This is a genomic window from Leifsonia sp. Root227 (assembly GCF_001428745.1).
Taxonomy (GTDB): domain Bacteria; phylum Actinomycetota; class Actinomycetes; order Actinomycetales; family Microbacteriaceae; genus Leifsonia.
Genome location: NZ_LMIO01000001.1, coordinates 198,968 through 219,328, shown reverse-complemented (window position 1 = coordinate 219,328; position 20,361 = coordinate 198,968). Strand labels below are relative to the sequence as shown.

The following is a 20,361-nucleotide window of genomic DNA, read 5'->3' as shown; positions in this document are numbered from 1 at the left end:
CGCTTTCCACCCTGTGACGCTATGACGCGTTCTCCGGGTGGGAACGCCTGGGCTCGATCGCTTGGGAGTTGCGGAGGAAGAGGATGATCCAGGAGAAGATGAGGATCGCGGCGACGAGCTCGACCGCGGTGAGGTTGTAGTAGCCGGTGGCGAAGAAGACGGCGAGCACGACGACGACCCCGACGTAGACGTAGCCGAGCAGGATGAACACGCGCGGCATCGCGGGCACCCACCAGCGCAGCCCGACCACGAGAGCCGCGAACACCACGGCCATCCCGGTGGCGACGCTGTTGTGCACGACGAAGAACCGGTCGACAGGGAACACCCCGACGCAGCCGAGGAACACGCCGATCAGCACGAACGCCCAGCGCACCAGATCCCTGCCGCGTCTGCTGGCCGCATCCGGGGTCGCGATGCCCGCCGTCGCCACCCGCGCGATGATGACGACGATCGCGCCTCCGACGATCAGCGTCAGGTTGAACGCGAACGCGGACAGGTCGTCCGTCATCCCGAGTGCGGACAGGTTCTTCTGCCACCACAGCGGGTCGGACGAGCTCAGCATGCTCGTGAAGACGCCGACGACGAGGAACACGGCGAGCACCAGGGAGAGCAGCATCGAGGTGAGCTGCACGGAGGTCAGGAACACGACGTATGCGGTGAGCGCCAACGCGACGCCCGCCAGCACCGCCCCTGGCAGGGTGAACACGACGGCGCCGAGGAAACTGCGCTCGACCACGTCCGAGACCGCCGTCCAGGCGAGCAGCGCGATCAGGCCGACCGCGACGGAGAGCGCGACCACATCGAACACGGCGAGGTGCAGCGGAGGGCGGGCGCCCGCATCCCGTTGTGGGAGGACGCCGACCAGGATGCGCCCGAGCGCGAACACGACCGCTGCCGTGACCGCACCGCCGATCGCGGCGTACTCGCCGATCGATCCCCGCCCGGAGATCGGCAGGTCCCTGTTCCAGAACACGAACAGGGCGACGACTCCCCCGATGACGAACACGGCGGCGCCGACGAGCAGCGCGGACGACTCGATCGACTCGACGGTGCCGATCGGCCGCCGCAGGATGCGCGAGAGGGGATGCGCGCGCTGCGGGTCGTCGTGCGTTCGCGGGGCGCGGAGAAGTGGTTCGTGGACCGACGACGGGGTGGGCAACGGGGCGGACGACGGCTCCTGGGTCGACAACGGGTCCCCTCTCGGCTCGCTCTGAACGTCTGGATTGCGAACTCAGCGCGCTGGCGACCGGAGGGGAACGCGCACGTCCGCGCCGCCCTCCTCTGTGAGCCTGTCGCGCACCTTCACGAGCATCGGCGCCGGCACGAACCCGCCGGCGAGGAGCGCTTCGCCCTGGCGGAAGCCGGGCGCGTGCGCGAGCAGCGACGGGGGCGCGAACCCGAAGATCGTGCCGAGCTCCTCCAGATCGAGCGGGGAGCTCATGCGCATCAGGGCGAGGTTGTCGCACTGGGAGATGATGTTGGGGTGCACCTTCGACGGCCGCTGCGTCGAGAGCAGCAGCCACAGACCGAACTTGCGTCCCTCTGCGGCGATCTGGATGATCCGCTCCCGCACCGCACGCTGCAGCGGCCGGTCGTCGTCGGGTGAGCAGAGGTTGTGCGCCTCGTCGATGACGATGAGCAGTGGACGCCTGGACTCGCGTTTTGCCCACAGGTCGTCGAGCACGGCGAGCGCGATCACCAGGTGCTCGTCCGGGTATGCGAACCCGCCGAGGTCGAGGACGGTCGCATCAGGTCGCTCGTCGAGGACGTCGGTGACCGCATCCCTGCCCTCGGCCCAGACGTCCCAGTCGATGAGCCGCAGGTTCTCGATGCGCCGGCCGAGTTCTTCCGCCGCCGGGTCGTTCGAGGCGAGGAGCGCCGGGACGATCCCCTCCGGCCGCTGCGCCTCGGTCTTGACGTCGAGGTGGACGAGGGCGTTGTACTCCGCGCGGTCGTCGATCGGGTCGAGCCGCAGCACGGCGGCCTTCGACCGCATCGGGAAGTCGATGAACCTCGCCAGCAGGGCGTTCTCGGCGCCTCCCGGCCGCAGCACCCTGATGTCCTTCCGCGCCAGCTCCCGCTCGTCGTCTGTGTCGACGGCGGTGCGCAGTTCGCGGAGCCGAACGAAGTCTCCGTTCGGGTCGAAGATGACCATCGGAAGCGCGGTGTCGACGAGCAGCTGCTCGAGGAGCACGCCGAGCGCGTATGTCTTGCCGGACCCGCTCTGCCCGCACCAGAAGGTGTGCCGGTTGAACCGGTGCGCGAGCAGCCGCGCACGCACATCCGCGACCCCGATCAGCGAGCCGATGTCGAGCGTCGCCTTGGCCGCGCGGAAGACGAGCTCGACGGCGTCGTCGTCCGCGGTGTCGACGCTGGCCCAGGCGAACGGATGCGTGGAGCCTGTGTCGAGGGAACCGTCCGGTCGCCGCTCCCCCAGCAGTTTGCCTGTGCCGGCGAGGGTGTCGTCTCCGTCGAAGTCGAGGTCGTCCACCTGACCGAGCTGCTCTCCGCCGGTGGAGCCGCCGGTGGAGCCGCCGGCAGCGTCGCCGCCGCGGCTGGTCGCGTCGGCGCTCGCGCCGTCCCTCAACGTCACGAACCCGCCGGGCACGAACGGCGTGCCCACCGGACTGCGGAAGCGGAACTGCCTGCCGTCGAGCGAGGTGGCGACACCTTCTGGGGCTGTGGTCACGCCCTGAGCGTACGGCCGCGCATCCCCCAGCGGCAAGACCCTGCGTCACGGTCGAGCCCAGGGCCCGCTCACCGCAGAAACGCATCCTGCAGCGGCGCCCTGGGCTCGACCGAGCGGCGGCTAGACGGTGCGGGGAGCCTTCGCGAGGTTGGCCTCGAGCTCTTCGCGGTTCTGGCGAACGACGTATGCCGGGCGGTCGCGCTCGAAGCGCCAGCTCTCCGACAGCGGCCCGACGTTGACGGCGTCGAAGCCGAACTCCTCGTAGAGGGAGGAGACGAGTGCGGCGGCATCGTCGAAGTCGCTCGCGGTGGCGAGCGCACGCCGGTTCGGGGTGCCTGCGGGCGATCCGGTGGTCTGGATGTCGCGTGCGCCGATGTGGTTGAAGCCCTTGGCGACCCTGGACTCGGGCAGGTGCGCCTGCAGCAGGCCGCTGACGGTGGCGGTGCCGTCGTCGAGCTCGGCGATGTGCCCGTCGCGCTCGAAGTAGTAGTTGTTGGTGTCGATGACGATCTTGCCGGCGAGCGGCTCGACCGGGATGTCCCCGAGCGCCCTGAGCGGCACGGTCACGACGACGAAGTCGCCTGCGGCACCTGCCTCCGCCGCGGTCGCCGCAGTCGCGGACGGCCCGAGGTCGGCGACGAGCTCCGCGAGCGTCTCCGGCCCCCGCGAGTTCGCGATGGTGACGGTGTACCCGTGCTCGATGAACGTGCGTGCGAGAGCGGTGCCGATGTGGCCCGCTCCGATGATTCCTACGTTGGTCATGCCGGGTGCAACGTGGCTGCTCCGGTGAAATTCCTCTACTTGTAAAAGACAGCAACGCCGCCGTGATGCGAGCACGCCCCCTGGTGATGTGCCGCGTACGAGTATGTGCCGTCATTGCACAGTGCGGTGGCGCCGTTGCCCGGATTGGCGGGAGGCGCCGGCGGCACAGGGGGCGCCGGCGGCGCAGGAGGCGGTGGCGGCGGTGCGCAGACCGTCCCGGAGCCGACCGCGTTGCTCAGCGCGTTCGGGCCGCCGAGCAGCACGCGTCCGACCGCGCCGTACGTCGCGATCGTGGCCGCGGTCGTCGGCGGAAGGCAGCCGGACGGTACCACGAACAACGGCGAGCCATCCCGCCCGGCCAGGGCGGCGCCCGCGAGGGCGTCTGCGAAGGTGCTGCCGGTGGCGAAGTACACCCTGGAAGCCGTCGGGAACCGGTTCGCGTTGATCGCGTTCGACGTCTCATACCGGTCACCGCCAGAGAGCCTCGTCACTGGCGCCAGCGACGACAGTGTGTTCGCGATGCCCGCGCTCACAGCGCTCGTGCCGCCCGCGATGACCACGGACCCGACCCCCATCCCGCGAAGGAGCGTCATAGTCTGCCCATCCGCGGCACCGGCAGCGCCGTCCACCAGCACGACAGGGGACCCGGATGCTCCTGCCGCAGCAGCCGCGGACAGCGCGTCGGGAAAGTTTCGTCCGGTCGCAATGAACGCCGTGGTGGCGGACGGGAAAGCCGCAGCGCTCACCGCTCGCGACGTGGCGAATCGGTCGGAGCCCGCGATGCGATCCACCTGGGTCGCGAAGCTGTGCGCCTGCCTCTCGACCGTCGACGACACCACTGAGGTTCCGCCGACGATCACGATGCGCGTCGGCTTCAGCCTGGCGAGCTCGGACGCGACCGAGGCGGGCAGTGCGCCAGGCGTCGTCAGCAGCAGCGGACCGCCCTGGGCTGCCGCTGCAGGCGCAGCGGACAGCGCGTCGGCGTAGTTCGTGCCCGTTGCCAGGTAGGCGACGGACGAGCCGGACGGGTACCCGCTCTGCGAGATCGCCACCGACGTGTCGAACCTGTCGGCTCCCGCGATGCGCTGGACCGTCGCACCGCTGGATGTCACCGCCGTGGCCGGGAGGGTGAGCTGCTGCGCACCGCATCCACCCGTCGCGAAGAGCGAAGCGAGCTTGGCCTGCTCTGCGGTATCGACCGCGAGTCCCCACTTGTACTTGACGAGCACCCAGTCCTGCGCGTATTGGCAGGCGGCCGCGGGGGACGGCGGCATCCAGGCCGCGGGATCCTTGTCGCTCTTGGACTGGTTGATGTTGTCCGTCACGGCCTGCAGCGCGTACGGGATGCTCAGATCGTTCGCGTACTCCTGACGCTGGGCGGTTGTCCATGCCCACGCGCCGGAGATCCACGCCTCCTTCAGAGGAACCAGGTGGTCGATGTCGACGTCCGAGGCGAGCTTCCAGGTCTGGGCGTCGTACCAGGAGTTCCAGTTCCCGGTCGCCACCGTGCAGCCGGTGGCCGTCGTGTATGTGACGGGCACGGTCGTTTGCGCTTGCAGCACCTCGGCGCGGGTGTTGCAGCCGTCGTGGTCTGCGTCGGCCCAGGTGGGGAACAGACTGCGGTTGTACGTGGTCGTCTGCACGGGTGCGGCGACCGGCAGCCCGGCGAGCACTGCCGTGCCGTTCGCGGTCGCGGCGATGGCGGGCTGCGCCACGACGCAGGCGGAGGCGACGACGGCGAACAGTGCCGCCGCCGCGAGGATCGAGCGTCTCACGGGAGGTCCTTCGGGTGGTGCGTCGCGAGGACGCGCTTCGGGTTGCCCACACGCTATCGGCAGGGCTCGACGGTCGCAGCACCCCAGTGCGGGGTCCATCCACCCCACCGGCTAGGCTCCGTGCTGTGATCCCCCGCACGTCCCGCACGTCCAGCACCTCCCCCTCCGTCGCCGCATGATCGACGGCGAGGTGCTGGCGATCCTGCTGCTGATCGCGCACGGGGTGCTGGTGATCCTCGCCGCGGTCGTCGTGTCGGCGAACCGGAGGCCGTCCGCCGCCATTGCGTGGCTGCTCGCCGTGGTGTTCCTGCCCGTGATCGCGCTGATCGCGTTCCTGCTGGTCGGGCGCACCAGGCTGCCAGCGCGGCGGCGCGCCGATCAGGCGTTCGTCACCGGCAGGATGCGCGAGCGGGTGCCGAGCCTGGCCGCGGTCGGCCATCGGGAGCAGTGGCCGGCGTGGCTTCCCGGGGTCGTCGCCATGACCGAGCGGCTCGGCGCGCTGCCGATGGTCGGAGGGAACACGGTCGAGTTCATCGAGGACTACGCCGGGTCGTTCGACGCGATGATCGCCGACATCGACGCGGCGGAGCGGTTCGTGCACGTCGAGTTCTACATCCTCGTCCGCGACCACGCGACAGCGCCGTTCTTCGACGCGCTCGCCCGCGCGGCAGCGCGCGGTGTCGACGTGCGCGTGCTGTCCGACCATCTGGCGGGATTCCTCAACCCCGGCAGGAAGGCGACCATGCGATTCCTCGCCGCGAACCGCATCCACTGGCACGGGATGCTCCCCCTCCGCCCGCTCCGCGGACAGTGGCAGCGCCCCGACCTCCGCAACCACCGCAAGCTGGTCGTCGTGGACGGGCGGGTCGGGTTCACGGGCTCGCAGAACCTGGTGGACGCCAGCTACAACAAGAGGAAGAACATCGCGCGCGGGCTGCACTGGCTGGAACTCATGGTGCGACTGGACGGGCCCGCCGTGCGGGAGCTCGACGCCGTCTTCGTCACCGACTGGTTCAGCGAGAGCGGGGAGTTGCTGCCGCTCGACGAGTCGCCGGTGAGCGTCGCATCCGGAGCAGACCGCTTCGACGTGCAGGTGCTGCCGAGCGGACCCAGCTTCGATGCAGAGAACAACCTCAAGCTGTTCGCCGCCCTCCTGCACAAGGCGGAGCGGCGCATCAGCATCACCAGCCCGTACTTCGTGCCCGAGGAGTCGATCATGCTCGCGCTCGCCACCGCGGTCGCGCGCGGGGTGCAGGTGGAGCTGTTCGCGTCGGAGGTCGGGGACCAGGCGCTCGTCTACCACGCGCAGCGCTCGTACTATGAGGCGCTGCTGCGCGCGGGCGTCCGGGTGTTCCTGTACCGCTCGCCCACCGTGCTGCACTCGAAGCACTTCTCCATCGACGACGACGTGGCCATCGTCGGATCGAGCAACATGGACATCCGGTCGTTCAGCCTCAACATGGAGGTGTCCCTGCTCCTCCACGGCCGGGATGCGGTGGACAGGCTGCGCGCGGTCGAAGACCACTACCGGGCGCAGAGCCGCGAGCTCACGCTGGCGGAGTGGCGGGCCAGGCCGGTGCTGGAACGCGTCGCTGACAACGCTGCGCGGCTCACCTCGGCGCTGCAGTAGCGGAGCCGGGCGCGATCGGCATGCCCCCGCATCCATTGGGCACCGGCCGACCTCGGCGTACGCTGCTTGCATGGCAACACTCGAGGACACCAGAGACGCTTTGCACCGCCTCATCTCCGGGGAGACCGGGCTGGAAGCGATGCTCGACGCACGACCGAGCTGGTACGGACGCCTGCTGACCGGTCTGACTCTCGCCATCGGCGACGACCAGATCGTCTACCTGGGTGCGGCGATGGAGCAGTCGGAGCTGGGGTTCACGTTCCGCGTCGGCGCATTCACGCCGGACACGATCGCGGTCGGCGAAGCACGCGGGGGCGCGGTCGGTGAGGCGTCGGTCACGACGAAACTGCAGCGCAGGGCAGACCTGGTGCGCCTCGAGATCGCCGGAGGCATCCCGGCGTTCGACCCGACCGAGTTCAGCGAATGGCCGGGAAAGTTCCGGCTGAAGGCGACATACGGGTCCGGCCTGGAGCTGACCATCCCGTCGAGCGTGGTCGACACCGACCAGAAGCGTGCGTCGCTCGACCACATCCTGGACGGGCTGCGCAACGACCTGAAGCACTGAGGGCGATCTCCGTGCTGAAGCGCTGACGGCCGCCGCAGCTGTCGGCGACAATGGGGTGTGCACAATCTCGGACTCCTCTTCGACGTCGACGGCCCCATCGCCAGCCCGGTCACCAGGACCATCAATATCAGGAGCATCGTCACCGACCTCGTCGCGATGACTGCGGCCGGGGTGCCGATCGCGTTCATCACGGGCCGCTCAGGCGACTTCATCCGGCACCAGGTGGTCACGCCGCTGCGCGAGGCCGGTCTCGGCGACGCGCTGGACCAGCAGGGCGCGCGGATGTTCGGCGTGTTCGAGAAGGGCGGCGCGTGGGCGCCCATCACCGGTGACGGGATGGGCGAGGTCACCGTCGACGAGACGGTGGCGTTCGGTGCGGATGCTGTCGACGGCGTCAGGAACCTGGTGCGCGAACGCTACGCGGACACCATGTTCTTCGACGAGACGAAGCGCGCAATGATCTCCGTCGAGCAGCGCACCGACGTGGATGCGGACACCTACGCCGACGCGCAGGCCCGCTTCCAGGACGACGCGTTCGAACTGCTCACCGGCCTCGGCATCGGGCTCAGCTACGGCGAGCGCACAGCACAGGATGCGCGGGGCGAGCTGCCCTTCCGCATCGACCAGACGATCATCTCCACCGACATCGAGTCGGTGCTGCTCGACAAGGACCGCGGCGCCCAGCGCGCCTTCGACTACTTCGCTGGGCTCGGCCCGCTCCCCCGCCGCTGGCGCTCGATCGGCGACTCGCGCAGCGATTACAAGATGGCCGACTACGTGCACGACGCCGGTTTCGACGTGGCCCATGTGGATGTGCGGCCGGCGGACGGCATCCTGGACCGGCCGTACGAGGTGATCACCATCGGCGACGCGATCCACGACGACGCCGGTGCGGAATTCCTGGCGCACTGGCGGCGCGAGCTGGGGCTCGGCGGCGACGCCTGAGGGCTCTTCCCTATCCCTGCGCCTGCTCCCCGTCCTGTCGCTTGCGGAAGGCGACCATGTTCATCCGGTTGCCGCAGCGCACGCTGCAGAAGCGCTTCGAGCCGTTGCGGGACAGGTCGAGCAGCAGGCCGGTGCAGTCGTCGGCGGCACAGACGCGGAGGCGGCCCGTTTCGCCGGAGCGGATGACGTCGACGAGGGCGAGCGCGACCTCCACCCGGATGCGTTCCGCGAGGGGCGCATCCTGAGCGGTGGCGTGCAGGTGCCAGTCGAAGCCGTCGTGACGCATAAGGTACGGACGCGCGTTCGCGTCGGCGAGCATGGCGTTGACCTCGACGGCTGCGTCGTCGCGGGCGAGCGACCAGGTGCGGCGGAGGCGCTCGCGGGTCTCGTGCACCTCGCGCAGTTCGGTGGCGTTCCTGTCGATGCGGCCGGAGTACTGCTGGGCGATCACGAAGTCGGCGACCTGGTCGGCCGTCGCCAGTTCGTCATCTCCGCTTCGGGATGCGGTCGGCACCGTGTTGCAGAGGGCGACGGCGAAGACCAGAGCGTCCTCGGTGTCAGGGGCAAAATGCAAGTTGACTCCTTATTCGCGACAAGACTAGCGTCAGGAGCATCATCCATCTAGACCCTGACCAGGATTCGCCATGAAGCGCAGCCGGACCTCGCTCGGACTTCTCATCGCCGTCATCTCGGCGGCCACCTTCGGCCTGTCCGGCGCGTTCGTAAAACCGCTGCTCGAGTCGGGCTGGAGCCCGGCCGCCGCCGTCACGGTGCGCGCCCTGACCGGCGGCATCGTGCTCGCCCCCGTCGCGATCCTCCTGCTGCGCGGACGCTGGTCGGCGCTCTGGCGTGGACGCTGGCGGGTGCTCGGGATGGGGCTGGTCGGCGTGGCCGCGACGCAGCTGCTCTACTTCGCCGCCATCCAGCGCATTCCGGTCAGCACGGCGATCCTGATCGAGTACATCGCCCCGCTGCTGCTGGTCGTCCTCGCCTGGGCGCGGACCAGACGGGCGCCGAAACTGGTGGTCATCATCGGCTCCGTGGTGGCGGTCAGCGGGCTCGTCATGGTGGTCTCGCCAGACGGCTCAGGCGGCATCGACCCGCTCGGCCTGGCGCTCGCCATCGCCGCGATGGTCGGCTGCGCCGCCTTCTATCTGATCGCCGCGCGCCCGAGCGACGGGCTTCCCCCGGTGGCCCTCGCGTCGTCAGGGCTGCTGATCGGCGGTGTCGCGCTCGGCGCGGTCGGCGCGACCGGGCTCGTGCCGTTCCAGGTGAGCTTCTCCCCTGTGCAGCTGTTCGGTCAGCAGACCCCGTGGTGGCTCCCCATCCTGGTGATCGGGGTCTTCGCCACGGCCATCGCGTACGCCGCCAGCATCACGGCCACCGAGATCCTCGGCTCGCGCCTCGCATCGTTCACCGGCCTGCTCGAAGTCGTGGCCGCGACGTTCTACGCCTGGCTGCTGCTCGGCGAGAGCCTGGGGCTGCTTCAGCTCATCGGCGGCGCACTGATCCTGGTGGGGATCGGGTTCGTGCGCTCGGAGAGGACGGAGGCCGAGCAGGTGGCGGTCGCGGAGGCGCCAGCCGACCCGCTCGGCCAGGTGCCTCAGGCGGCGGCCTCCAGCGCGGCATCCGCCCGCTCGGCGCTGCCTTCGGAGAGTCCGCGGTCGATCGAGCGCCGGTAGGCCAGCCAGAGCACGATCCCGACGAGGAACACGATGCCCTCTGTCACCGTCAGCGCCCAGATGATGCCAGGCAGGCCGAACCAGAGGTTGCCGAGCAGCACGATCGGGATGAACAGCACGCCCTGTGTCACGGACATGACCGTCGCGGCCAGCGCCTTGCCCGTCGCCTGGAAAAGCGACGTGATGAGGCCGGCGAAGCCGTTCGCGATCATGGCGACGAGCTGCGCCGTGAGGATGCTGACGCCGATCGCCAACACCGTCCTGTCCGGCACGAACGCCGTGAACACCTGGTCGCGGAACACGAAGACGAGCACCGAGAACAGCACCCCGACGCCGCCAACCACGATCCCGGATGCGCGCAGCGCCGAGAACAGTCGTGCCCTGTCGCCCTTGCCGTACGCATAGGCGAGCAGCGGGAGCACACCGAGCGTGACGCCCATCAGCAGGAACTCCGGTACCTGCGCGATCCGCACGGCCACGCCCATCGCCGCGAGCGGCCCGTCGCCGTACGCCGCGGCGAGGTTGTTGAGCACCAGCGACGTCACGATCAGGAACGACGCCTGCAGCAGTTCGCCGACGCCGACGCCGAAGACCGGCTTCAGCACGGATGGCGACAGCGTGAACCAGCGCGGCGCGAGGCTGACGTTCTCGCTGTTGCGCTGCAGCCAGACCACGAAGTAGATCACGACGCCGAGGTTCGACAGGCCCATCGCGAGCGCCGCGCCGGCGACGCCCCAGTGCAGCATCAGGATGAACAGCACGTCGAAGAGGAGGTTCGCGATCGTGGAACCGATCAGCCCGATCATGACCTGACGGGATGCGCCCTCCGCCCTGACCAGTTGCTCAAGACAGAACGCCGCGGCGAGCACGGGCACGAAGGCGAGCATGACGGCGACGTACGCGCTGGTCGCAGGGACCGCTGACGCATCAGCGCCGAGCAGGGTCACCAGCGGGTTGAGCAGCAACAGGCCGATCGCGCCGAGGACGACCCCGGCGATCACAGCGCCCCAGACGGCGAACGACGAGACACGCTTGATCTCGGCCGCCTTCTCCGGCTCGCGCTCCGCCGCGCCGAGCAGCCGCGAGATGAGCGCGCCGCCGCCGACGCCGAACACGCCGCCGACCGCCATGACGAGACCCAGGATGGGCGTGCCGAACGTGACGGCGGCGAGGAGCGCGTTGTCGTGAAGCGAGCCGATGAAGCCCGCGTTGATGACGTTGTAGACGGCGCCGACGATCATCGCTGCCGCCATCGGCACACACAGGTGCACGAGAGCGCGGATGATCGGTGCGGAGGAGAGATACCAGCGGTTGGTGCCGACAGCGTCGGCGGTGGTGGTTTCGGGAGTCGTGGTGCTCATGACTGCTCCTTTCCGGGCAGGGTGGAGCGCGCGCCGACGAGACGTCGGAGCGACGGTGGGAGAAGAGGGAGATGCCGCCGGGCGGCAGGCCGGGGTTACCGGGTGGGGCGGGGCAGTACGGAGGTGATCTTGGTGAGCAGGGCGAACAGCGTCTCCCGCTCGTCCTCGTCCAGCGGGGCGAGGATGGTCTCGTCGGCGGCGGCCATGGCCTCCTCGAAACCGGCGATGAGGGCGGCGCCCTCTGCCGTGGCGTAGACGCGCTTGCTGCGCTCATTGCCGTTCTCGGTGCGGCGCTCGATGAGGCCGCGCTTCTCGAGCCCCTGCAGAAGGCTCGAGACGCTTGCCGCACTCGTGCGGGTCAGCTGCGCGATGTCTCGCTGGATGGCACCGGGGTTCTGTTCGAGAAAGCCGAGTGCGAAGGCCTGCTCGTGGGTGAGCTCGCGTGCGCGAATCCACTCGTCGCCTGCCTGACGCTGCGCCCAGCCGATCCAGCGGACCAACTGGAGGCTGCTCTCGAACATGCTGTCTGGTGCTTCCATGATCAGAACTCTAACTGTTTGAATTCTAACTGTCAACCATCAAAGTGTTTGCGGTTCCGATCCCGAGTAGCGTCGTGCCATGACTGTCCCCACGGACGACGAGATCGTCGTCACCGATGGCCGGGTGTCCGCGACGAGCCGTCTCTACCACTGGTTCCTCGACCACCTCGCGAAGTTCCCCGGCCGGGTCACGGCCGTGACGTTCGCGGCGGGCGCGGTGGTGACCGTCGGCGTCGTCCTGATCGACGGAGACGGCGACGCCACCACGATCGTCTCCCTCGTCGCGACGCTGTGGGCGCTGTTCTTCGCGGTCATGATCTACCTGCTGACCGCTCGAGACACCGACAAGGTCCTCGACCAGATCGCCGACCTCCACGAGCAGCTCGCCACCGCGCTCGCCGCACCGGAGGAGGAGACGGCGGACGAAACGGGAGCGGAGACGAACGAAGCGCCCCCGACCCAGGAGTCGCCCGAGCCGGAGCGGCCGGCCGCGCCGCCCACCCGCCCGGCCACCCCGGCGACGCGCCCCGGTCGGCCTGGCCAGGGCGCGCATCCACAACCCAGGCTCCTCGACGGAGAGGCCGCCATCGTGGATGCGGTGCCCGGCGAACTCCTCGACGCCTGGACCACCGCCACCGGCAAAGCCCGCGACGCCCTCTCGCGCGCCTGGACCAGGGACCCCCGCTCCGGTCAGCAGTGGGTGCTGGAGACCGCCGACCACCAGCGCTGGGTCGTCTTCTCGCGGGGCGGGCGAGGCGCCGGCGTCATCCCTCTCGACGCGACCAGTCGCGCCCGCCTGCGCCGCTCACGCGAGGCTTGAGCTCCGCCCGCCCGATCAGCCACAGCACATCGCGCCCGAACGACTCCAGCAACAGCAGCAGGGCCACCCCGACGAGCACCACATCCACGCCGGGCAGCAGACCGGAGACGGCGAGCGCCAGCGCGATCCCCGCCACCGCCGTCACCACCTTGCGCCAGTAGCGGTACGGAAGCTGCCTGCGCATCCACGGGACCGCCCAGCCGACCAGCACGAACAGGTAGCGCATGGCGCCGATCGCGAGCACCCAGAGGCCCATGCTCCCCGCGACGTACGCGCTGAGCACCAGGAGGAGGAACGCATCCACCTCCATGTCGAACCGGGCGCCGAGCTCGCTCGCCGACCCCGTGCGGCGGGCCACCCAGCCATCGACCGCGTCGAGCGCGAGGGCGGGGACGATCAGCGCGACGAGCAGCGGGACGGGGACGGCGGCGAAGGCCGACGCGACGACGAGGCCGGTGATCGCGCCGACCACCGACGACCGGAGCGAGGTGACGATGTTCGCCTGGCCGAACCGGGAGGCGCCGCGGCGCCGGAGTCCGGCGATGAGCAGTGCGTTCGAGACGATCAGGTAGGTCGCCGTGGCGATCCAGCCCAGCGCGGGGAGCGGCGTGATCGCGTCGGCCGCCGCGCAGGCGAGCAGCGCCAGCACCGCGCCTGCCGCCGCCCATGCCGCTGCTGCCGCCCATCCCGCTGCTGCTCGTTGAACCCTTTTCACGTTCGCCTCGTGTCTTCCCTGTATGGCACCTGTTCGTTAACACGCCACGAGCGCACAGATGGTTCATCGAGGAGGGGACGTGGTGGAGGCAACCGCATTCTGGACCGAACGTCCCGGCTCCGGGTCGCTGCGGAGCGAGCCCGTCGGAGAGCCGGGCGACGGCGAGGTGCTCGTCCGCACGCTGCACACCGCGGTGAGCAAGGGCACGGAGTCGACGGTGTTCGGCGGCCACGTGCCGGTGAGCGAGCACGACAGGATGCGCGCCCCGTTCCAGGACGGCGACTTCCCGTGGCCGGTGAAGTACGGCTACCTGAACGTCGGCACCGTCGAGGGCGGACCGTCCGAGTTGCGGGGGCGTGTCGTGTTCACACTGTTCCCGCACCAGTCGGCGTTCGTGGTGCCGGGCGATGCCGTCGTTCCCGTGCCGGAAGGGGTGCCGCCCAGGAGGGCGCTGCTCGCCGGTGCCGTCGAGACCGCGGTGAACGTGCTGTGGGACGCGGCACCGCTGCTGGGCGACAGGATCACGGTGGTGGGCGCCGGCATGATCGGCTGCAGCGTCGCCAGGCTCGCGCACCGCATCCCCGGTGCCGAGGTGGTGCTGGTGGATGCCGACCCGTCGCGGCGCGCGGTCGCGGAACGGCTCGGCGTCGGCTTCGCCCTGCCGGAGGAGGCGCCGCGCGACCGCGACATCGTGGTCAACGCGAGCGGCTCGGAGGCTGGGCTGCGGCTCGCGCTGGAGACCGTCGTGGACGACGGCGAGGTGATCGAGGCGAGCTGGTACGGCGACCGCCCCGTCAGCATCATGCTCGGCGCGGACTTCCACGCCAGGCGCCTCACCATCCGGTCGAGCCAAGTGGGAGCGGTCGCCCTTCGGCGGCGAGACCGGCGGACCACCCGCGACCGGCTGACGCTCGCTCTCGACCTCCTGCACGACGCCGCATTCGACGCGCTGCTCACGTCCGCGTCGTCGTGGCGGGACCTCCCCCAAGTGCTCTCCGCGCTCGCCGGAGGTCGCACCGCCGACATCTGCCACACGATCGATTGGACGGACGCCTGATGCCTTACACCGTCACCGTGCGGGACCACATGATGGTCGCGCACAGCTTCACCGGCGAGGTGTTCGGCCCCGCCCAGCGGCTGCACGGCGCCACGTTCATCGTGGACGCAACGTTCGGCGCCGACGACGTGGATGCGGACGGCATCGTGGTCGACATCGGCCTGGTGACCGCTGTGCTCGGCGAGATCACCGGCTCGCTCACCTACCGCAACCTCGACGACGAACCGGAGTTCGCCGGGACGAACACCACCACCGAGGTGCTCTGCCGGGTCATCGCCGACCGGCTCGCCGCCCGCGCAGCCGACGGCGGGCTGGGGACGAACAGCATCGCCTCCGTCTCCGTCACCCTGCACGAGTCCCACATCGCGTGGGCGAGCTATTCGAGGCCGCTGTGAGTGCGCCCGTCTTCTTCGTGGTCCCAGACATGCTCGACGATCCGGAGCGCGTGAGTGGGGGGAACGTCTACGACAAGCGGGTCCGCGACGGCCTGCTCTCGGACGGCTGGGACGTGAGCACCCTCCTGGTCCCGGAGACCGATGGCGGCCTGGCGCACGCGCTCGCGCAGCTCCCCGACGACGCCGTCGCGCTGGTCGACGGGCTGCTCGTCGGCCGCGAACCGGCGGCGATCGTGGCGCACAGCCCCCGCCTCCGGATGCTCGTGCTCGCCCACATGGTCGCGCACGAGCTCGGCGACGACGAGCGCGACGCGCTGCGGTCGGCGGTGAGCATCATCGCGACGAGCAGGTGGACCCGCGCGGAACTCATCGCGCAGGACGCGGCCGATCCGCGGAGGATCGTGGTCGCGCATCCGGGGACAGACGCCGCCGTCGCCTCCGTGCCCTCCGCGTCCGGAGCCCGGCTGCTCTGCGTCGCCGCGGTCGCGCCGCACAAGGGGCAGGACCTGCTGGTGACGGCTCTCGCCGGAGCGGCCGACATCGGCGGCTGGTCGTGCACATTCGCCGGATCGCTCGCGACGGAGCCGGAGTTCGCGGCCGCCGTGCGGGCAGCGGCGGTGGCGGGCGGGATCGCCGACCGTGCCTCCTTCCGCGGCGTGCTCACCGGCCGCGCACTCCAGGACGCGTACGCACAGGCCGACCTGGCCGTCTTGCCGTCACGCAGCGAGAGCTACGGGATGGCGGTCGCCGACGCGCTGGCGCACGGCATCCCGGTGCTGACGACAGGGGTCGGCGGCATCTCCGAGTCCATCGGGGACGGCCGTGCCGCGATGATCGTTCCGCCGGACGACCCGTGGGCGCTGGGACTCGTGCTGCGCCAGTGGTGGGCGGACGCTGCGCGGCGACAGGACCTGCGCGCGGCGGCGATGGATGCGCGCGGATCGCTGCCGAGCTGGGCCGCCACCACGCAGGCGGTGGCGACGGCGCTCTCGGCCGCAGCGACCATCCCGACCAGGCGTGCCCAGGCGGTACGAGCCTCGACCGGAGCCGAGGTGCGATCGTGAGCGACATCCTCGACGTCAGCAGCGACTGGCTGGCGCTGCGCGAGGCCGAGGACGCGCGGGCGCGTTCCGGAGACCTCGCGCTGGCCATCCCACCCCTGCTGGGCGTCGGCCCGTACACCGTGCACGATCTCGGCAGCGGCACCGGCTCGCTGATGCGCTGGCTTGCACCCATGCTGCCCGGCGGCCAGACCTGGGTGCTCCACGACTGGAACGCCGACCTCACCGACCGCGCCCTCGACCCGCCTCCCCCGCTCGACCGCGACGACCGGCCCGTGTCCATCCGCACCAGGGTCGGCGAACTCGACCTCCTCAGTGCGGACGATCTGCGCGGGGCGTCCCTGGTGACGGCCTCTGCGCTGCTCGACGTGCTCACCGCGGCGGAGGCGCACGCCATCGTGGATGCGTGCATCCAGGTGGCAGCGCCGGCGTTCGTCTCGCTCAGTGTGACGGGCGAGGTCGAGCTGCGGCCGTGGGATGCGCTGGACAAGCGCGTCGGCGACGCCTTCAACGCGCACCAGCGCCGGGAGGTGCATGGCAGGAGGCTGCTCGGACGCTACGGCGGTCCGATCGTGCGCGGGCTGTTCGAGCAGGCGGGCTGGAACGTGCGGCAGGCCCGCACGAGCTGGCGGCTCGACGACCGCGAGCCGCGGCTCCTGCGCGAGTGGTTCGACGGCTGGGTGGACGCGGCGGAGGAGCAGTCCCCGGAACTCGGAGACGACCTCGCCGGGTATCGGGCTCTCCGGCACGACCAGCTCGACCGCGGCGACGCTTCGGCCGTGGTCTACCACCTCGATGTGCTGGCGTGGCCGCGCTGATGGCTGACACAGTGGCGCCGACGCCGACGACCGTGCGTGGCCAGGTCGTCGGCGGCCACCGGTGGCGCGCGCCCGCCCTGGCGGTCGTGCGGTCGCGGTGGTTCGGCGTGACGGCGCGGGCGGTCGTGGGCGCGGGTGTGCTCGCCGCCATCGTCGCGCGGGTCGGCACGGGGCCGTTCCTGCACGGCGTGCAGAGCCTCGACGCGGGGACAGTGGGGGCGGCGATCGTGCTCGCGGCCATCGCGACGGCCGCGGCGGCCTGGCGCTGGACCGTGATCGCGCGCCGGCTGGGTGTCGGCCTGCCGTGGTCCAGGGCCGTCGGCATGTACTACCGGTCGCAGTTCCTCAACACCGTGCTGCCCGGCGGGGTGATCGGGGACGTGCACAGGGCCGTCGACCACGGCCGCAGCGCGGAGCGTCTGGGAACGGCGGCACGCGCCGTCGCGGTGGAGCGCTCGGTCGGTCAGGTGGTGCAGGTCGCGATCACCGTGCTCGTGATCGTCGCCGGGGGCGCGGCGTTCGGCACCGCGGGCGCCACCGCGGGCGGCGTCGACGCGGGAGCGGCGGACTTCGGTGGCGTCGTGTTCCCCGCGCTCGGCATCGGGGCAGCCGTGGTCGTGCTGGCCGCGACCATCGCGGCCGTCGCGAGCGCCAGGGTGCGGAACGTGCTGAGGCGGGAGGCGGCGCAGCTGCGCGTCGGCCTCGGGTCGCCGGCGGTCGCAGCCCAGGCGATCGGCGCATCCGTCGTGGTGTGCTGCTGCCACATCGCCACGTTCGCCATCGCGACAGCAGCGGTCGGCGCCGAAGTGCCCCCTGTGCGGATGCTCGTGCTCGCGGTCGTCGTGCTGCTCGCCGCGGCCATCCCCCTCAATCTCGGTGGATGGGGTCCCCGCGAGGGCGCCGCTGGCTGGGCCTTCGCCGTCGCCGGATTCGGCACGGCGGCCGGGGTCTCCGCGGCCACCCTGTTCGGGGTGCTCGCGATCGTCTCACTGGTGCCCGGCGTGCTCGGGACCATGCTCGCCACCATCGTCCAGAGGAGGAAACGACCGTGACAGCCACCCCGTACGTCACCCTGAGCTGCGCCGTCTCGCTCGACGGCTACCTCGACACAGCGCGCCCGCCCAGGCTGGCCCTCTCCAACGCAGAGGACTTCGACAGGGTCGACCAGGTGCGGGCGGACAGCGACGCGATCCTGGTCGGCGCACGCACGATCCGCCTCGACAACCCCCGGCTGCTCGTCCGCAGTGCGGCGCGCCAGGGGCGTCGCACGCAGTCGGGGCTCGGGCGTTCGCCGTGGAAGGTGACCGTCACGGCCTCCGGCGACCTCGACCCGCGCTCTGCCTTCTTCACCGAGGGCGACACGACCAAGCTGGTCTACTGCCCGCGCGGGGAGGAACGGCGCATCCGGAGACGGCTGGGCGCTGCGGCACGCGTCATCGCCCTGGGCGACGAGGTGCGGATGGCCGACGTGCTCTGCGACCTGGGCGACCGCGGCGCGCGGCGGCTCATGGTCGAGGGCGGAGGGACGACGCTCACACAGTTCCTCGCCGGCGACCTGGCCGACGAGCTGCAGCTCGCGATCGCGCCCATCTTCGTCGGCGACAGGCGCGCGCCCCGGTTCGTCGGCGACGCCCTGTTCCCGTGGACGGGCGAGCGCAGGGCCACCCTGGCGGAGACCCGCACCATCGGGGATGTGGTGCTGCTGCGGTACGCGCTGTCCAGCCGGTTCGAGGAGGTGGCGACCGCGCGGACGACTGGTCAGGCGACGGTGCAGACCGGGCGTGCGGCCGAGGTCGTGCCGTCGGTTCCGGGGAGGCGATGATGCCCGACCGCCAGCACCCGCGCCAGCACCCCCGCCGGCACCCCGGCCAGCGCCGTCGCGCCGCAGCGACGATCAGAACGGTCCTCGCCGCCGTCACCGTGTTCGTGGCGTCCCTCGCTCCAGGGCTGATCGCATCCTGGTCGCCGCTCGCCCTGCTGCGCATCCCGCTCGACGCCCTCGTCGCTCTCGTCGTGCTCGTCCTCCTCCCCTGGCGCCCTGCCCGCCGGATCGTCGCCGTGCTCGCCGCGACGCTCATCGTGCTCTCGATCGTCGGCGCCGCCCTCGACCGCACGTTCACCGCCACGGTCGGCCGCACGTTCGACGTGGTGACCGGCTGGCCGGAACTGTCCGACGGCTACGGCGTGGTGAGCGACTCGACCGGTCCCGTCCTCGCCGTGCTCCTGGTGGTGCTGCTCGCCATCGCCGCCATCGGAGCGACCGTCGCGGTCTCGGCGTCGCTGCTGCACCTGGCCGCCGTCCTCGGGCGGCGCCGGGCGCCCAGCCTGATCGGCGCCTCCGCGGTCACGGCGGGTTGGCTCGCCCTCGCCCTTGTCGGCGCGCAGCTCGTGCCCGGCCAGCCGGTCGCCGCGGCCGACGCGCTCTCCGAGACGGTGGCCAAGGTCGACCAGGCCGCCGCCGCGGAGCGCGACCAGGCCGCGTTCGACCGGGCGGGCGCGACGGACCCGTATGCGCAACTCCCCGCATCCGATCTGCTCACCGGGCTGAAAGGGAAGGACGTCATCATCGCGTTCGTGGAGAGCTACGGACAGGTCGCCGTGCAGGGCACACCGTTCTCCTCGGGGGTGGATGCGGTGCTCCGCGACGGCGACGCCCAGCTCGCCGCCCACGGGTACTCCGAACGAAGCGCCTTCCTCACCTCATCGACGTTCGGCGGCATCAGCTGGCTCGCGCATGCGACCCTGCAGACCGGGCTCTGGGTCGACTCGCAGCAGAAGTACGACCAGGTCACCGCAGGTCACCGGCTCACCCTCAGCGACGCCTTCCGCCGCGCGGGCTGGCGCACCATCAGCGACGTCCCCTCCGACACCAAGCCGTGGCCGGTCGGCAGCTCGTTCTACCACTACGGCACGCAGCTCAACGCGACCAACGTGGGATACCAGGGACCGAAGTTCAGCTATGCCAGGGTGCCGGACCAGTACACGCTCTCCTACTTCCAGCAACACGAGCTCGCCCGTCCCCACGCCCCGCTGATGGCGGAGATCGACTTCGTCTCGTCGCACACCCCGTGGACGCCGCTCCCGCATCCCGTGCCGTGGGAAGCCATCGGCGACGGCTCGATCTACGATTCCCAGCCGGCGCAGGGCCTTCCGCCCAGCACGGTCTGGCAGAGCCGGCAGCACGTCCAGGAGCTCTACGGCCAGTCGATCCAGTACACGATGGGCTCGCTGTTCTCGTTCCTCACGACGTTCGACGACCCGAACCTCGTGATGGTCGTCCTCGGCGACCACCAGCCGGCGAGCGTCGTCAGCGGTGCAGGCGCCAACCACGACGTGCCGGTGAGCATCATCGCCAAAGACCCCGCCGTGACGCAGCGCATCGCGTCGTGGGGCTGGCAGCCGACGATGCTTCCGTCGCCGACGGCGCCGGTCTGGCGGATGGATGCGTTCCGCAACCGGTTCTTCTCGGCGTACGGAGGGTGACCTCGTGAACCTTCCACGCATCCCCTTCGTGTTCTCCCTGTGGTCCCCATCCACCAGCACTCAC

Annotated in this window: 19 protein-coding genes and 1 pseudogene; 12 read left to right on the top strand and 8 right to left on the bottom strand. The window is 70.7% G+C overall.

The window, feature by feature from the left end; all coding sequences use genetic code 11:
* Positions 1-19: 19 nt before the first annotated feature.
* The 4 genes and pseudogenes from ASE16_RS01045 to ASE16_RS19210 form a co-directional block, all read right to left on the bottom strand.
* The gene (locus ASE16_RS01045; protein ID WP_235500195.1) at positions 20-1,189 is read right to left on the bottom strand and encodes a hypothetical protein; all 1,170 of its coding nucleotides are present in this window, start codon (positions 1,187-1,189) and stop codon (positions 20-22) included.
* Between the two features lie 42 nt (positions 1,190-1,231).
* Positions 1,232-2,689, bottom strand: coding sequence for an ATP-binding protein (locus ASE16_RS01040; protein WP_235500194.1), 1,458 nt, complete (start codon positions 2,687-2,689; stop codon positions 1,232-1,234).
* A 120-nt stretch (positions 2,690-2,809) separates the two neighbouring features.
* Positions 2,810-3,463 (bottom strand): annotated as a pseudogene (locus tag ASE16_RS01035) (NADPH-dependent F420 reductase); the annotation flags it as partial.
* Between the two features lie 23 nt (positions 3,464-3,486).
* Complete coding sequence (locus ASE16_RS19210) at positions 3,487-5,226, bottom strand: cell wall-binding repeat-containing protein (protein WP_235500193.1); 1,740 nt, start codon at positions 5,224-5,226, stop codon at positions 3,487-3,489.
* Positions 5,227-5,401: 175 nt separating this feature from the next.
* On the opposite strand from ASE16_RS19210, the gene cls reads away from it, so the two are divergent.
* The 3 genes from cls to ASE16_RS01015 all read left to right on the top strand — a co-directional run bounded on the left by cls (position 5,402) and on the right by ASE16_RS01015 (position 8,366).
* Positions 5,402-6,856, top strand: coding sequence for a cardiolipin synthase (cls, locus tag ASE16_RS01025; RefSeq protein WP_055889489.1), 1,455 nt, complete (start codon positions 5,402-5,404; stop codon positions 6,854-6,856).
* Positions 6,857-6,926: 70 nt separating this feature from the next.
* Positions 6,927-7,421, top strand: a complete 495-nt coding sequence (locus ASE16_RS01020; RefSeq protein WP_157479965.1) for a hypothetical protein — start codon at positions 6,927-6,929, stop codon at positions 7,419-7,421.
* Positions 7,422-7,478: 57 nt separating this feature from the next.
* Complete coding sequence (locus ASE16_RS01015; RefSeq protein ID WP_055889483.1) at positions 7,479-8,366, top strand: hypothetical protein; 888 nt, start codon at positions 7,479-7,481, stop codon at positions 8,364-8,366.
* Positions 8,367-8,376: 10 nt separating this feature from the next.
* On the opposite strand, the gene ASE16_RS01010 is transcribed toward ASE16_RS01015, so the two are convergent.
* Positions 8,377-8,940: a CGNR zinc finger domain-containing protein gene (locus tag ASE16_RS01010; protein ID WP_082581119.1), complete on the bottom strand. Its 564-nt coding sequence runs from the start codon at positions 8,938-8,940 to the stop codon at positions 8,377-8,379.
* A 70-nt stretch (positions 8,941-9,010) separates the two neighbouring features.
* Here ASE16_RS01010 and ASE16_RS01005 point away from each other — a divergent pair, with 70 nt between their 5' ends.
* Entirely contained in the window at positions 9,011-10,048 is a 1,038-nt protein-coding gene (locus tag ASE16_RS01005; protein WP_055889481.1) for a DMT family transporter, read from the top strand.
* Here ASE16_RS01005 and ASE16_RS01000 read toward each other — a convergent pair.
* The gene (locus ASE16_RS01000; RefSeq protein WP_055889476.1) at positions 9,970-11,409 is read right to left on the bottom strand and encodes an MATE family efflux transporter; all 1,440 of its coding nucleotides are present in this window, start codon (positions 11,407-11,409) and stop codon (positions 9,970-9,972) included. The two genes, ASE16_RS01005 and ASE16_RS01000, sit on opposite strands and share 79 nt — an antisense overlap.
* Before the next feature lie 95 nt (positions 11,410-11,504).
* On the bottom strand, positions 11,505-11,948 hold the full coding sequence (locus tag ASE16_RS00995; protein ID WP_055889473.1) for a MarR family winged helix-turn-helix transcriptional regulator: 444 nt from the start codon (positions 11,946-11,948) through the stop codon (positions 11,505-11,507).
* 79 nt (positions 11,949-12,027) lie between these two features.
* Here ASE16_RS00995 and ASE16_RS19910 point away from each other — a divergent pair, with 79 nt between their 5' ends.
* Positions 12,028-12,768: a hypothetical protein gene (locus ASE16_RS19910; RefSeq protein WP_055889471.1), complete on the top strand. Its 741-nt coding sequence runs from the start codon at positions 12,028-12,030 to the stop codon at positions 12,766-12,768.
* Here ASE16_RS19910 and ASE16_RS00985 read toward each other — a convergent pair.
* Positions 12,713-13,483, bottom strand: a complete 771-nt coding sequence (locus ASE16_RS00985) for a CDP-alcohol phosphatidyltransferase family protein (protein ID WP_055889469.1) — start codon at positions 13,481-13,483, stop codon at positions 12,713-12,715. The two genes, ASE16_RS19910 and ASE16_RS00985, sit on opposite strands and share 56 nt — an antisense overlap.
* Positions 13,484-13,562: 79 nt before the next feature.
* On the opposite strand from ASE16_RS00985, the gene ASE16_RS00980 reads away from it, so the two are divergent.
* From ASE16_RS00980 to ASE16_RS00950, 7 genes are read left to right on the top strand one after another with little or no spacing between them, the layout of a single operon-like run.
* Positions 13,563-14,540: a zinc-dependent alcohol dehydrogenase gene (locus ASE16_RS00980; RefSeq protein WP_235500174.1), complete on the top strand. Its 978-nt coding sequence runs from the start codon at positions 13,563-13,565 to the stop codon at positions 14,538-14,540.
* Positions 14,540-14,935, top strand: coding sequence for a 6-pyruvoyl trahydropterin synthase family protein (locus ASE16_RS00975; RefSeq protein WP_055889463.1), 396 nt, complete (start codon positions 14,540-14,542; stop codon positions 14,933-14,935). The genes ASE16_RS00980 and ASE16_RS00975 overlap by 1 nt, the downstream gene beginning before the upstream one ends.
* Entirely contained in the window at positions 14,932-15,999 is a 1,068-nt protein-coding gene (locus ASE16_RS00970) for a glycosyltransferase family 4 protein (RefSeq protein WP_200949519.1), read from the top strand. The genes ASE16_RS00975 and ASE16_RS00970 overlap by 4 nt, the downstream gene beginning before the upstream one ends.
* The gene (locus ASE16_RS00965) at positions 15,996-16,814 is read left to right on the top strand and encodes a hypothetical protein (RefSeq protein ID WP_055889461.1); all 819 of its coding nucleotides are present in this window, start codon (positions 15,996-15,998) and stop codon (positions 16,812-16,814) included. The genes ASE16_RS00970 and ASE16_RS00965 overlap by 4 nt, the downstream gene beginning before the upstream one ends.
* A complete protein-coding gene (locus tag ASE16_RS00960) occupies positions 16,814-17,866 on the top strand; it encodes a lysylphosphatidylglycerol synthase transmembrane domain-containing protein (RefSeq protein ID WP_157479963.1) in 1,053 nt (350 codons plus the stop codon). Before ASE16_RS00965 ends, ASE16_RS00960 begins: the two co-directional genes overlap by 1 nt.
* A complete protein-coding gene (locus ASE16_RS00955; protein WP_082581117.1) occupies positions 17,863-18,636 on the top strand; it encodes a RibD family protein in 774 nt (257 codons plus the stop codon). The genes ASE16_RS00960 and ASE16_RS00955 overlap by 4 nt, the downstream gene beginning before the upstream one ends.
* Positions 18,636-20,297 (top strand): hypothetical protein, encoded by a 1,662-nt coding sequence (locus ASE16_RS00950; RefSeq protein WP_055889458.1) that lies wholly within the window; start codon positions 18,636-18,638, stop codon positions 20,295-20,297. The genes ASE16_RS00955 and ASE16_RS00950 overlap by 1 nt, the downstream gene beginning before the upstream one ends.
* Positions 20,298-20,361 lie beyond the last annotated feature (64 nt).

Bases quoted from the DNA above. Each gene is read 5' to 3' on its own strand.
- ASE16_RS00950 (WP_055889458.1), top strand. From the start codon at position 18,636: ATGCCCGACCGCCAGCACCCGCGCCAGCACCCCCGCCGGCACCCCGGC.
- ASE16_RS00995 (WP_055889473.1), bottom strand. From the start codon at position 11,948: ATGGAAGCACCAGACAGCATGTTCGAGAGCAGCCTCCAGTTGGTCCGC.
- cls (WP_055889489.1), top strand. From the start codon at position 5,402: ATGATCGACGGCGAGGTGCTGGCGATCCTGCTGCTGATCGCGCACGGG.
- ASE16_RS01020 (WP_157479965.1), top strand. From the start codon at position 6,927: ATGGCAACACTCGAGGACACCAGAGACGCTTTGCACCGCCTCATCTCC.
- ASE16_RS00960 (WP_157479963.1), top strand. From the start codon at position 16,814: ATGGCTGACACAGTGGCGCCGACGCCGACGACCGTGCGTGGCCAGGTC.
- ASE16_RS01000 (WP_055889476.1), bottom strand. From the start codon at position 11,409: ATGAGCACCACGACTCCCGAAACCACCACCGCCGACGCTGTCGGCACC.
- ASE16_RS01005 (WP_055889481.1), top strand. From the start codon at position 9,011: ATGAAGCGCAGCCGGACCTCGCTCGGACTTCTCATCGCCGTCATCTCG.
- ASE16_RS00975 (WP_055889463.1), top strand. From the start codon at position 14,540: ATGCCTTACACCGTCACCGTGCGGGACCACATGATGGTCGCGCACAGC.
- ASE16_RS19910 (WP_055889471.1), top strand. From the start codon at position 12,028: ATGACTGTCCCCACGGACGACGAGATCGTCGTCACCGATGGCCGGGTG.